Below are 12,619 nucleotides of genomic sequence, written 5' to 3'. Positions count from 1 at the left end.
CCGCATGACCCCTCACGCCGCACCCGACCCGCGGGCCGGAGCCGCCGTCAAGGCCGCCGACCGCGCCCACGTGTTCCACTCCTGGTCCGCCCAGGGCCTGATCGACCCGCTCGCCGTCGCCGGCGCCGAGGGTTCGTACTTCTGGGACTACGACGGCAACCGCTACCTCGACTTCACCAGCGGCCTCGTCTACACCAACATCGGCTACCAGCACCCGAAGGTCGTCGCCGCGATCCAGGAGCAGGCCGGGAGGCTCGCCACCTTCGCGCCCGCCTTCGCCGTGGACGTGCGCTCCGAGGCCGCACGCCTCATCGCCGAGCGCACCCCGGGCGACCTGGACAAGATCTTCTTCACCAACGGCGGCGCCGAGGCCGTCGAGAACGCCGTCCGCATGGCCCGCCTGCACACGGGCCGCACGAAGGTGCTCTCCGCCTACCGCTCGTACCACGGCGCCACCTCCACCGCCATCAACCTGACCGGCGACCCGCGCCGCTGGGCCTCCGACACCGGCTCCGCGGGCGTCGTGCGCTTCTGGGCGCCGTTCCTCTACCGCTCGCCCTTCTACGCCACCACGGAGGCGGAGGAGTGCGCGCGGGCCCTCCAGCACCTGGAGGACACGATCGCCTTCGAGGGTCCGGCGACCATCGCCGCGATCATCCTGGAGACCGTCCCCGGCACCGCCGGGATCATGACCCCGCCGCCCGGCTACCTCGCCGGCGTGCGCGAGATCTGCGACAGGTACGGCATCGTCTTCGTCCTGGACGAGGTCATGGCCGGCTTCGGCCGCACGGGCAAGTGGTTCGCCGCCGAGCACTTCGACGTCGTGCCCGACCTGATGACCTTCGCCAAGGGCGTGAACTCCGGTTACGTGCCGCTCGGCGGCGTCGCCATCAGCGCCGAGATCGCCGCCACCTTCGACAAGCGCCCGTACCCCGGCGGCCTGACCTACTCCGGACACCCGCTGGCCTGCGCCGCCGCCGTCGCCACGATCCGGGTGATGGAGGACGAGAAGGTGGTCGAGCACGCCGCGCACATCGGCGAGACCGTCCTCGGCCCCGGCCTGCGCGAGCTCGCCGAGCGCCACCCGTCGGTCGGCGAGGTCCGCGGCCTCGGCGTCTTCTGGGCCCTCGACCTGGTGAGGAACAGGGAGACGCGCGAACCGCTCGTCCCGTACAACGCGTCCGGCGAGGCCAACGCCCCCATGGCCGCCTTCGCCGCCGCCGCGAAGAAGCACGGCCTGTGGCCCTTCGTGAACATGAACCGCACCCACGCCGTCCCCGCCTGCAACGTCTCCGAGGCAGAGGCCAAGGAGGGCCTGGCGGCCCTGGACGCGGCCCTCTCGGTGGCCGACGAGCACACCGCGTAACCACCGGTACGGAACCGCGTCACCGCAGGTACGAGCGGTACCGGAGAGGTTCCCTCCGTCTGGACTAGGGTGTCCGGAACCGGACGGAGGGGACCCACCACCATGCCCGCGAGCGGAGCCGTCACCCGCAGCACCCTCAGTCGGCAGATCGCGGACGCTCTCCGTGACGAAGTGCTCGCGGGCCGTCTCGAGGCCGGGCGGGAGTTCACCGTCAAGCAGATCGCGGAGCAGTACGGCGTCTCGGCCACGCCCGTGCGCGAAGCCCTCGTGGACCTCTGCGCGCAGGGCCTCCTCGACTCCGACCAGCACCGCGGCTTCCGCGTCCACCAGTACTCCGTGGACGACTACCGGCGCATGGTCGAGGCCCGGATGCTCGTCGTGGACGGCATCTTCCGGCGCCGCGCCACCGCCCTCCCGTGCCCGCCCCAGGGCCCCGAGCCCGGCGTCGGGGTCGCGCTGGTCTCCGTGCGCCGCCGGGGCGAGGCCGCCGCGCGCGCGGCCCGCGCCGGCGACCTGGACGTCCTCATCGGGTACGACATCCGCTACTGGCACGAGCTGGGGCGCCTGGTCGCCGCCAACGACCACCTCGCGGACTTCCTGCACCGGCTCCGCGTCCAGGCCTGGGTCTTCTCCGTCCCCCACCTGCGCTCCGAACGGGACCTCCTGGGGTGGCTGTGGAGCGGGCACGTGGACCTGGTCGACGCGGTCACCCGCGGCGACGCGGACGCGGCCCTGGCGGTCGTACGGGCCTACAACGCGCACTCGCTGGAGTGGGCGGACCGGCTGGAGGCCCCGGAGCGCCGGGGCGGGGCCTGACCGTCGGCGCGGTTCTCGGGCGGCGGGGTCCGGCGGGTTGAGGGGGCGGCTCCGGGGGCAGGTCCTCAGCGGGTGGGCGTGGTCGGACGATCCGACTACCCTGGCCGTCCCTGCAACTGACGGAGAGCGAGCCTCCCTTGGCCTGTGACCTGTGGCTGGTCCCCCTCGTCGACGTGCTGTGCCACAGCCCCGACAACCCCTTCGCCGAAGAGATCGCTGCCTACGACGCCGTCCTCAGCGCCTCGGGCCTGCCGACCGTGCCCGTCTACGCGTACATGCCGGGGCTCTCCGGCGACGTCGCCCCGGTCGCCGGCTTCGACTACGAGGCCCTGCACTTCCTGCGCCGCGCCTACCTGCTCCAGGTGCACGGCCTGCCGGTCGAGCCGGTCGGCGAGCTCGGCGGGGACTACGAACAGCTCCTGGAGATGTTCGAGGCGACCGCCCAGCAGTCGCACCTGGTCTGGCACTACGACCACGCGGGCGCGTACGTGCCGGTCGACTTCCCCGCGCCGCTCGCCAGCGACGAGCTCCTGGAGGGCGGCGGTCCGCTCGGCTCCTCGCACGGCCTGCTGCGCGAGCTCCAGTTCGTGGCGCCCTCGATCGGCATCGACCCGGCGAACCCGCCGGCCGCCCCGCTGCCGCCGGAGCGGCCGACCGCCCTGGAGGAGCCGGCCGTCGGCCCCTCCCCGTACGACCAGGGGCCCTTCGCCCGGGAGCGGCACGTGTGGCTGGGGCTGCACGCGGCGGCGACCAGGAGCCTGGCCCAGGGCTCGATGATCATCCTGAGCTAGCCGCTTTGTTGCTCCCGGCGCCCCCGGGGGCCTCAGCGGGCCTCCGGGGGCCGCTGGCGCGGCATGTTCGGGCGGGTGCCCGGCGGCAGCGGGAAGCGCCCGCCCGACGGCGGGGCGGCCTCGGGCCGGGACGGCACCACGCCGACCGACTGGAGCGCCAGTGGCGCCGGACCCGAGCGGAACTCGACCATCCAGTCGGCGGTCTCCGCCCGTACCAGCTCCGTCACGTCCTCCGAGAAGCGGCGCAGCACGCCCAGACAGCGCTCGGCCGCCTCGCTGGCGGTGCCCTCCGTGGGCCCCAGGACCTCCCGGACGCTCTCCGAGGCCCAGTCGAACTGGAGCGCCTGGAGGCGCCGCTGCACCGCCTGCGCCGTCGCCACGTCCCTTATCCAGCCCGACGTCACCCCGAAGTACCGGTCGCAGGCCATGCAGGCGGCGCCCAGCAGCAGCGACAGGTAGCCCCAGCCGGCCGTGCCCGCCGCCACCCCGGTCAGGTCGAGCAGCGGCAGCGCGGCGCCCGCGATCACCCCGACGGCGGTCCCGATCCGCAGCAGGCGGGCGGCGCGGCGCTTCCACACCCGGTCGGAGAGGTACCACTCGGCGGTGCGCAGGGCGTTCGCCTCCACCCAGCGGTACAGCTCGTCGAGCCGTTCCGCCGGCTCGCCCCAGTCCCCCAGGGGGAAGGCCCTGCCGGTCAGGTCACGGCCGCCCGGATCGCGGCCGGTCAGATCACGGCCGGTCGGTTCGGGACGGACGTCTCCCCCGGGGTGCCCCGGCGGCTGCATCTCCGGCTGCTGGCTCACCGGGGGACTCCTCTGTTCGGCCCAGCGCCTCTGTTCGGCCCGGCGCTCGTGTCGCTCATGTCCTTCTGTGACGTGCGGTGCACGTGGTGCCTGCCCTTCCTACCGCCGAATGGAGGGCGATGGGCCCGGAATCCCGGGATTTCCGCCCACAAGGGGGTGTTGATCAGGTAGAGGAGCCCGCAGTTTCTCACTCGAAAGAGTGGTGGAGGCAGGGCGGGCGGGGAGCACGTAGGCTCGGCGTACCGAGCCAGACATATCGACCCGTGCACATCGACCCGTGCACATCGACCCTCAGGAGTGACCGTGATTCCCGGTGGCGGCCAGCCCAACATGCAGCAGCTCCTCCAGCAGGCCCAGAAGATGCAGCAGGACCTCGCCCGGGCGCAGCAGGAGCTCGCGGCCACCGAGGTCGACGGACAGGCGGGCGGCGGCCTGGTCAGGGCGACCGTGACCGGCTCCGGCGAGCTGCGCGGCCTGGTGATCGACCCCAAGGCGGTGGACCCGGAGGACACCGAGACGCTGGCCGACCTGATCGTCGCCGCCGTGCAGGCCGCCAACGACAACGCGCAGCAGCTCCAGCAGGCCAAGCTGGGCCCGCTGGCGCAGGGCATGGGCGGCATGCCGGGCCTCGGCTTCTGAGACCCGTGCGCGGGTCTGTCCACAGGGGCCGTCCGCGGGGTCGTCCGCAGCACCGCTCCCGTTGGGCTTCTAAGGCCCGGCCCCAGCCACTACCGTAAGAATCAAGCACACCCGAGAAGGGCGTTCCGTTGTACGAAGGCGTGGTTCAGGACCTCATCGACGAGCTGGGCAGGCTGCCGGGCGTCGGTCCCAAGAGCGCGCAGCGGATCGCCTTCCACGTCCTCCAGGCGGAGCCGACGGACGTCCGCCGGCTCGCGCACGCCCTCCTGGAGGTCAAGGAGAAGGTCAGGTTCTGCGCGGTCTGCGGCAACGTGGCACAGCAGGAGCAGTGCAACATCTGCCGGGACCCGCGCCGGGACGTGACCGTCATCTGTGTGGTCGAGGAGCCCAAGGACGTCGTGGCGATCGAGCGGACGCGCGAGTTCCGCGGCCGCTACCACGTCCTCGGCGGCGCGATCAGCCCCATCGAGGGCGTCGGCCCGGACGACCTGCGCATCCGCGAGCTGCTGGCGCGGCTCGCGGACGGCACGGTCACCGAGCTGATCCTCGCGACCGATCCGAACCTGGAGGGCGAGGCCACCGCGACGTACCTGGCGCGGATGATCAAGCCCATGGGCCTGCGGGTCACCCGGCTCGCGAGCGGACTCCCGGTCGGCGGCGACCTGGAGTACGCGGACGAGGTGACCCTGGGCCGCGCCTTCGAGGGCCGGAGGCTGCTGGATGTGTGACGACGGACGTACGACGGCCTGGACGTATGACGACGACCTGGATGTATGACGACCCAGCCCACGCGTGGGTGCTCCGAGGAAGGCAGTCCCATGTCTGACCCCACCTTGCACTCCGTCACGCAGGACCCCGACGACTTCGCGGTCCAGATCGCCGACTCCATCGAGAGCTTCATCGTCGCGACCACCGAGGTGGCCAAGGGCGACGAGCCGGGCAGCACGGTGCCCTTCCTGCTCCTGGAGGTCTCCCAGCTGCTCCTGGCGGGCGGGCGCCTCGGCGCCCACGAGGACATCGTCCCGGACGAGCGGTACGAGACGGACACCGGTCCGGAGCCGGACGCGGACGACCTGCGCGAGCGGTTCGCCGCCCTCCTGGAGCCGGTTGACGTCTTCTCCGAGGTCTTCGACCCGTACGAGCCCCGCAAGGCCCCCGTCCCGGCCCGGATCTCCGACAACCTGGCCGACGTCGTCGCCGACCTCAGCCACGGCCTGGCCCACTACCGGGCGGGCCGGACCAGCGAGGCCCTGTGGTGGTGGCAGTTCTCGTACTTCTCCAACTGGGGCCCGACCGCCTCGGCCACCCTCCGCGCCCTCCAGTCCCTCGTCGCCCACGTCCGCCTCGACCAGCCCCTCGCGGCCCTGGACGGCCTCGACACGGACGAGGACCTGGGCGACGACGACCTGGCGGAGGAGGCGGGCCGCGTGATGATCCAGGAGATCGCGGGACCGCTGGGGCTGCGCTCGCTGAAGCACTGAGATCGCGGGATCGCCGGGAGCGCCGGGAGCGCCGGAGCGCCGAGGCCGTCGGAGCGCCGGGATCGCCGACGGGTGACCGGGGCGTCACCGGGGCTTTTTCGCCCCGGTGATCACTTGCTGAGCAGGTTGTCTCAGCATGCGATACCTCGTAGGCGTTTTCGAGTCCCTCGTTAGACTGAGCCGATCGCAGCGCCGGCTGCGGCACAGACTGAGCGAGGAGCGCACGTGGGCCTTGTCGTGCAGAAGTACGGAGGCTCCTCCGTTGCCGATGCCGAAGGCATCAAGCGCGTCGCCAAGCGGATCGTGGACGCCAAGAAGAACGGCCACCAGGTGGTCGTCGTGGTTTCCGCGATGGGCGACACGACGGACGAGCTGATCGATCTCGCCGGACAGGTATCCCCGATTCCTTCCGGGCGAGAGTTCGACATGCTGCTGACCGCCGGGGAGCGGATCTCCATGGCCCTGCTGGCCATGGCGATCAAAAACCTGGGCCACGAGGCCCAGTCGTTCACCGGCAGCCAGGCCGGTGTCATCACCGACTCGGTCCACAACAAGGCGCGCATCATCGATGTCACGCCGGGCCGGATCCGCACCGCCCTCGACGAGGGCAACATCGCCATCGTCGCCGGCTTCCAGGGCGTGTCCCAGGACAAGAAGGACATCACCACCCTGGGCCGCGGCGGCTCGGACACCACCGCCGTGGCGCTCGCCGCCGCGCTCGACGCCGAGGTCTGCGAGATCTACACCGACGTCGACGGCGTGTTCACCGCCGACCCGCGCGTGGTGAAGAAGGCGAAGAAGATCGACTGGATCTCCTTCGAGGACATGCTGGAGCTCGCCGCCTCCGGCTCCAAGGTGCTGCTGCACCGCTGCGTCGAGTACGCGCGCCGTTACAACATCCCGATCCACGTCCGCTCGTCCTTCTCCGGACTCCAGGGCACGTGGGTCAGCAACGAACCGACAGGGGACTCCAAGGTGGAGCAGGCCATCATCTCGGGTGTCGCCCACGACACCTCCGAGGCGAAGATCACCGTCGTCGGCGTGCCGGACAAGCCGGGCGAGGCCGCGGCCATCTTCCGCGCCGTCGCGGACGCCGAGATCAACATCGACATGATCGTCCAGAACGTGTCCGCCGCCTCCACCGGGCTCACGGACATCTCCTTCACCCTCCCCAAGGCCGAGGGCCGCAAGGCCATCGACGCCCTGGAGAAGGCGAAGAGCGCGATCGGCTTCGACTCGCTGCGCTACGACGACCAGATCGGCAAGATCTCCCTGGTCGGCGCCGGCATGAAGACCAACCCGGGCGTCACCGCGGACTTCTTCCGCGCGCTCTCCGACGCGGGCGTGAACATCGAGCTGATCTCGACCTCCGAGATCCGCATCTCGGTCGTCACCCGCGCCGACGACGTCAACGAGGCCGTGCGCGCCGTCCACACCGCCTTCGGCCTGGACAGCGACTCGGACGAGGCCGTGGTCTACGGAGGCACCGGGCGCTGACCCCGCCCGGCCCTCCCCGGACCTTTCGCGACTCCCCCCGTACGGTGGCTCCCCCGGCCGCCCGTCCGGGGGGAGACGTGTGTCACGGATTTGTGCGATCTGTGAACGACCTGTGAGCAAAAAGGCGTCAGATATCCCTTGAACTGCGGTGATGTCCTGGACGACGATGCACTTCCCCCTTGCTGCAACCAGTAGTTGGGCGGGGCGCGTCTCTGCGGGCACCCATGGGCGTGTGGCGCCGGGCGCGCTGTGAAAGCGGGGCATCGGGGGAGAACGGTTACGCATGAGGACGAACAACCCGCCGTCGAAAAGGACGGCGAGCGCGTACAACCCTGCCCGGGGCAGGCGCGTCCAACAGGCGTGGCAGAGGTACTCGACATCGCGACCATCGCCCCGCTGCGCGGCGCGGGCACGGCGTTGCTCCCCGTACGGAGCGGCGTCGCCGACTCCGTACGCGGACCCGTCGTCGCCCCGTTCCGGCGCCCGCGGGCCCTCGGCGGAATGCCGGTGATCGCCCCCGTGCCCACCGATTCCCGGTCCCACCGGGTGGACGGCATCCCGTCGCCCCGCGCGAGCGACGAGGGCGCCCCGGCCGTCGGCACCACCGTCGACCACCTCACCGAGACCTACCGCGCCCACTACCGGTCGCTCCTCGGCCTCGCCGCGCTGCTCCTCGACGACACGGCCTCCTGCGAGGACGTGGTCCAGGAGGCGTTCATCCGCGTCCACTCGGCCCGCAAGCGGGTCCGCGAACCGGAGAAGACCCTCGCCTACCTGCGCCAGACCGTCGTGAACCTCTCCCGGTCCACGCTGCGCCGCCGCATCCTCGGCCTCAAGCTGCTCACGAAGCCGATGCCGGACATGGCCAGCGCGGAGGAGGGGGCGTACGACCGCCTGGAGCGCGACGACCTGATCAAGGCGATGCGCGGGCTCCAGCGGCGCCAGCGCGAGGTGCTCGTCCTGCGGTACTTCGCGGACATGACCGAGGTCCAGGTCGCCGAGACGCTGGGGATATCCCTCGGCTCGGTGAAGGCGTACGGCTCGCGGGGCATCGCGGCGCTGCGCGTCGCGATGGGAGCGGCGTCGTGAGCGGGACGCGCGGCGAGAGGGGCGGGGCCTCCGAGGAGGGGGCCGTCCCGGAGGACGGCGCGGCGCCGGAGGGCCGTGACCGCGGCCCCGGGGCCGCCGGGGACCACGGGGCGGGGGCCGAGGACCGCGCCGAGGACCACGGGGAGCCCGAGGAACGCGGGACGGGCGCCGGGGGCCGTAAGGTCACCGGGGGCTCCGGAGCCCGCGCCCGAGACGAACGTGACGATCTGAGTGGACAGCGCATGGTGAACATCGAGCCCGGTGCCGGCGAGGACGGCGGCGACGCCGGGGACGAGGAACTGGCGCTGCGGCGGATGCTCCACGGCGCCGTGGACGGCCTCGAACCCTCCCTCGGCTCGCTGGAGCACCTGCGCCGTGCCGTGCCCGCCCGGCGGGCCCGCAAGCGGCAGGCCGTCGTGGGCGCCGCGGCCGCCGCGGTCCTCATCGGAACGGCCGTACCCGCCTTCGTGCACGTCGCCTCCTCGGAGGGGACCACCACCGCCAGCCCCGTCAACGCCGGCCACGGCGAGGAGGCCCAGGGCGGCACCGGCGCCGAGACCGGCGTCGAGGGCGGCCAGAGCGTCAAGCCCCCCGCGGACAGCGCGTCCCCGAGCCCGGACGGCGGGACGGGCGTGACCGACGGGTCCTCCGGCGAGCCCGAGGACGGCGCCGGGGCCCCCGGCGAGGCCTCCGGGGACACGCAGGAGATCGCCCCCGGGGCCGACCGCTGCGCCTCCGGCCAGCTCGGCGCCGGCGGCGCGCAGGCCGGCGGACCCGACGCCGAGGGCAAGGTGTACGGCAGCTTCCGCGTCGTCAACGTCTCCGGCAGCGCCTGCGTCGTGGACGGCCCCGGGGCCGTCGGCTTCCAGGCCCGGGGAGCGGCCGATCCCGGGCGCATCACGGTGGTCCGGCACACCTCCGGCGACGCGGGCGGAGCCCTGGCCGGCGCCGCGCGGGAGTCCTCCCGGCTCCTCCTGAAGCCGAAGGGCTCCTACGAGGTGAAGTTCGTCTGGGTGCCGAGCGAGACCTGCCCGACGACCGGGGCCACCCCCACCCCGACGCCGACCACCCCCGTGGACCCGCCGACCACACCGCCCCCGACGCCCGCACCGACCGAGCCCACCGGCAACCCCGAGCCCAGCGGGGGCACGGGCCCCGGCGGTTCCGGCGGCAGCCCGGAGCCGGGCCCGGCCGACGGCGGCCCGGCGGCCCAGCTCGTCCTGACGGACGGCCCGGCGGACGGCAGTGTCGTCGTCAGCCACACCGCGGAGCCCGGCGGCCCCTCCCAGGCGGCCGTCGTCCCCAACGCCTGCTCCGGCACGGTCTACCGCACGGGCCTCCTGGACGCGTCCTGAGCGCGTCCTGAGGACCTGGTGGTCCTGAGGGCCCGGTGGTCCTGGTGGCCCGGTGGCTCCGTGGCCTCGGCGGTCTCGGCGGCCCTGGGGCTCCGGGTGCCTACAGCCCCAGCGCCGCGTCCCGGGAGGCCTCCGCCTCGCGGCGGACCAGGCGGAACCACATGAAGAGCACGAAGCCGGCGAAGACGAACCACTCCGCCGTGTAGCCCAGGTTCTGGAACGCCTTTGCGTCCAGGCCCGTGCCCGCCGCGGCCGCCGCCGGGACCGGCGTGAGACCGGCGGGGGAGTCCGCGAGGGTGATCCAGGCGTCGTAGACGTCGTCCGTCACCACGTTCACCAGGGACGCCGCGCTGATCATGCCGAGCTGCCCCTCGGGCAGCCCGCCGGCCGTGTTCACGCCCTTCGACCCCTGGTTCTCCGAGGCCTGGAGCGCGCCCACCACCGTGACCTCGCCGGACGGCGGGGCGGGCGCCCGCCCGCCCTCGGGGAGCCAGCCCCGGACCACCGGCAGGGACCGGCCGCCGTCCGTCCGCAGCAGCGTCAGGACGTACGACCCGGCCCGGCCGTCCAGCTCGCGGCCCGGCACGAGGAACTGGTCCCCGAACCGGCCGCGCGCCTCGGCCGCGCGGCCCGAGGTCTCCTTGTCCACCGGGAGCAGCGACTCCAGCGGCTCGGCCTTCGCCGCGCTCACGGCCGGCCGCTCCTCCGCCTCCTGGTGGGAGTCGACGCGGTCCTCGAACTTGCCCAGCTGCCAGGTCCCCATGAAGACGCAGAACGGGATCGCGAGGAGGACGAAGAGGTTGATCCCCCACCAGCGGGGAGTGTTCAGGAACCGGTACACGCCCCCCACGGTACGCAAGACCGCTCAGCCCCCCGTCGCCCGGGTGCCCGACCGCGGCCCGTCCGCCCCCGATCCGCCGGACGGGCCCTCGACCGGCCGGGTCCCCAGGTGCTTCGCGGCGAACGCCAGGTCCAGGGCGACCTGCTTGATCCGCTCCTCCACCACCAGGGAGCCGTGCCCCGCGTCGTACCGGTACACCTCGTGGACCGCGCCCCGGGCCGCGAGCCGGTCGACGTAGTTGTCGATCTGGCGGATCGGGCAGCGCGGGTCGTTCACCCCGGCCGAGATGTGCACCGGCGCCTTCACCGCGTCCACGTACGTCAGCGGCGACGAGGCCGCGTACCGCTCGGGCACCTCCTCCGGCGAGCCGCCCAGGAGCGTCCGGTCCAGCGCCTTCAGGGCCTCCATCTCGTCCTCGTACGCCGTCACGTAGTCCGCGACCGGCACCGCCGCGAGGCCGACCGCCCAGGCGTCCGGCCGGGTGCCCAGGCCGAGGAGGGTCAGATAGCCGCCCCACGAGCCGCCGGACAGGACCAGCCGCTCCGGGTCCGCGAGCCCGCTCGCCACCGCCCACTCCCGGACCGCGTCGACGTCCTCCAGCTCGATCAGGCCGACCCGGTGCTTCAGCGCGTCCGTCCACTCCCGGCCGTATCCCGTCGAGCCCCGGTAGTTGACCCGCACCACCGCGTACCCGTGGTCCAGCCAGGCCGCCGGGCCCGACGCGAAGGCGTCGCTGTCGTGCCAGGCCGGACCGCCGTGCACCTCGAAGATCGTCGGGAACGGGCCCTCGCCCTCCGCGGGGCGCTGCACGAGCGCGTGGACCCTGCCGCCGGGGCCCTCCACCCACACGTCCTCCACCGGCAGCGACGGCGGCGCCTTCGGGCCCGGCGGATCCAGGACGACCCCGCCGTCCGTGGACCGCACCACCGGCGGCTCGGCGGCCGAGGACCACAGGTACTCCACGCTGCCGTCCGGCCGGGCCGTCGCGCTCGACACCGTGCCGGCCGGGGTCTCCACCCGCACCAGGGCGCCGGTGGCGATCTCGTACCGCCACAGCTCGCTGCGGGCCTCGTAGCCGTGCACGATCAGCAGGCCCGAGCCGTCCGGACACCACTCCGCCGACACGTCGCCCGGCAGGTCGAGCCGCAGATCGGTCTCGGCGCCAGTCGCCACGTCCCAGAGCATCGGCTCCCAGCGCCCGCGCCGCTGGTGGCCGACGAGCAGCCGGGTGTCCCCGGCGGCCGGGGCGAAGCCGAGGACCGTGAGGCCCAGCTCCTCCGTGCCGCCCTTGGTGTCGTCCAGCTCCGCGACCGCGCTCCCGTCCGAGGCGCGCAGGACCCGCAGCGCCGAGTGCATCGCGTCCCCGTGCTCGGTGTGCTCGACCGCCACCAGCGAGCCGTCGTACGACAGGTCTCCGACCCCGGCCGACTCCCGGTGCCGGTAGATCTCGACCGGCTCGCCGCCCCCGGGCCGTACGAGATGGACCGTCGAGCCCTCCTCGTCCGTGGAGCGGCCCACCACGACCGTGCCCTCCCGGCCGATCGCGAGCCCCGCCGGATAGGAGGGGGCCAGGTCCGGCACGGCCGGCTCGTCCGCGCCGCCCGCGAACGGCTGCCGCATCCACACCCCGAACTCGTCCCCGTCGGTGTCCGCGAACCACCAGATCCACGCGCCGTCCGGGGACAGCGTCCCGTCCGTCGTCCCGTTCGGCCGGTCCGTGACCTGCCGCTGCTCCCCGGTCGCCCGGTCCCACGCGTACAGCTCGTACGTCCCTGTCGCGTTGGACACGAACAGCGAGCGGTCCGGCGCCTCCTCGGCCCACTCCGGCAGGGAGACGCGGGGCGCGCGGAAGCGCTGCTCCCAGACGGGCGCGTCGGGGCTCGCGGGGTTCTCGGGGTTCTCGCTCTCAGTCATGGCACCCATCATGCTCCGGCCGACGGA

At 73.3% G+C, this 12,619-nt stretch carries 12 protein-coding genes; 9 read left to right on the top strand and 3 right to left on the bottom strand.

Annotated elements, in window-relative coordinates; translation table 11 throughout:
* Positions 1-4: 4 nt before the first annotated feature.
* The 3 genes from CP977_RS16375 (at position 5) to CP977_RS16365 (ending at position 2,973) form a co-directional block, all read left to right on the top strand.
* Complete coding sequence (locus CP977_RS16375) at positions 5-1,366, top strand: aspartate aminotransferase family protein (protein ID WP_152370350.1); 1,362 nt, start codon at positions 5-7, stop codon at positions 1,364-1,366.
* 102 nt (positions 1,367-1,468) lie between these two features.
* On the top strand, positions 1,469-2,182 hold the full coding sequence (locus CP977_RS16370) for a GntR family transcriptional regulator (RefSeq protein ID WP_062754146.1): 714 nt from the start codon (positions 1,469-1,471) through the stop codon (positions 2,180-2,182).
* 137 nt (positions 2,183-2,319) lie between these two features.
* Positions 2,320-2,973: a hypothetical protein gene (locus CP977_RS16365; RefSeq protein WP_062754149.1), complete on the top strand. Its 654-nt coding sequence runs from the start codon at positions 2,320-2,322 to the stop codon at positions 2,971-2,973.
* A gap of 32 nt (positions 2,974-3,005) precedes the next feature.
* Here the strand turns inward: CP977_RS16365 and CP977_RS16360 are convergent, their stop codons facing one another.
* The gene (locus CP977_RS16360; protein ID WP_208421032.1) at positions 3,006-3,758 is read right to left on the bottom strand and encodes an SLATT domain-containing protein; all 753 of its coding nucleotides are present in this window, start codon (positions 3,756-3,758) and stop codon (positions 3,006-3,008) included.
* Positions 3,759-4,079: 321 nt separating this feature from the next.
* Here CP977_RS16360 and CP977_RS16355 point away from each other — a divergent pair, with 321 nt between their 5' ends.
* The 6 genes from CP977_RS16355 (at position 4,080) to CP977_RS16325 (ending at position 9,837) form a co-directional block, all read left to right on the top strand.
* Positions 4,080-4,415: a YbaB/EbfC family nucleoid-associated protein gene (locus CP977_RS16355; protein ID WP_079131132.1), complete on the top strand. Its 336-nt coding sequence runs from the start codon at positions 4,080-4,082 to the stop codon at positions 4,413-4,415.
* A 128-nt stretch (positions 4,416-4,543) separates the two neighbouring features.
* Positions 4,544-5,143, top strand: coding sequence for a recombination mediator RecR (recR, locus tag CP977_RS16350; RefSeq protein ID WP_030206063.1), 600 nt, complete (start codon positions 4,544-4,546; stop codon positions 5,141-5,143).
* Between the two features lie 90 nt (positions 5,144-5,233).
* Positions 5,234-5,896: a DUF5063 domain-containing protein gene (locus tag CP977_RS16345; RefSeq protein WP_062754154.1), complete on the top strand. Its 663-nt coding sequence runs from the start codon at positions 5,234-5,236 to the stop codon at positions 5,894-5,896.
* Between the two features lie 225 nt (positions 5,897-6,121).
* Complete coding sequence (locus CP977_RS16340; protein WP_062754156.1) at positions 6,122-7,393, top strand: aspartate kinase; 1,272 nt, start codon at positions 6,122-6,124, stop codon at positions 7,391-7,393.
* 360 nt (positions 7,394-7,753) lie between these two features.
* Entirely contained in the window at positions 7,754-8,482 is a 729-nt protein-coding gene (locus CP977_RS16335; RefSeq protein ID WP_079131133.1) for a SigE family RNA polymerase sigma factor, read from the top strand.
* Positions 8,479-9,837 (top strand): hypothetical protein, encoded by a 1,359-nt coding sequence (locus CP977_RS16325; protein WP_229991712.1) that lies wholly within the window; start codon positions 8,479-8,481, stop codon positions 9,835-9,837. Before CP977_RS16335 ends, CP977_RS16325 begins: the two co-directional genes overlap by 4 nt.
* 100 nt (positions 9,838-9,937) lie before the next feature.
* Here the strand turns inward: CP977_RS16325 and CP977_RS16320 are convergent, their stop codons facing one another.
* Together CP977_RS16320 and CP977_RS16315 are read right to left on the bottom strand one after the other, a co-directional pair.
* On the bottom strand, positions 9,938-10,678 hold the full coding sequence (locus CP977_RS16320) for an SURF1 family protein (protein ID WP_062754158.1): 741 nt from the start codon (positions 10,676-10,678) through the stop codon (positions 9,938-9,940).
* A 24-nt stretch (positions 10,679-10,702) separates the two neighbouring features.
* The gene (locus CP977_RS16315; RefSeq protein WP_109186948.1) at positions 10,703-12,601 is read right to left on the bottom strand and encodes a S9 family peptidase; all 1,899 of its coding nucleotides are present in this window, start codon (positions 12,599-12,601) and stop codon (positions 10,703-10,705) included.
* Positions 12,602-12,619: the final 18 nt, after the last annotated feature.

Origin of the sequence: Streptomyces cinereoruber, assembly GCF_009299385.1 — a bacterium.
Classification (GTDB): Bacteria; Actinomycetota; Actinomycetes; order Streptomycetales; family Streptomycetaceae; genus Streptomyces; species Streptomyces bikiniensis.
The sequence above is the reverse complement of the archived record's forward strand: the minus strand, read 5'-3'. Positions and strand labels throughout refer to the sequence as shown.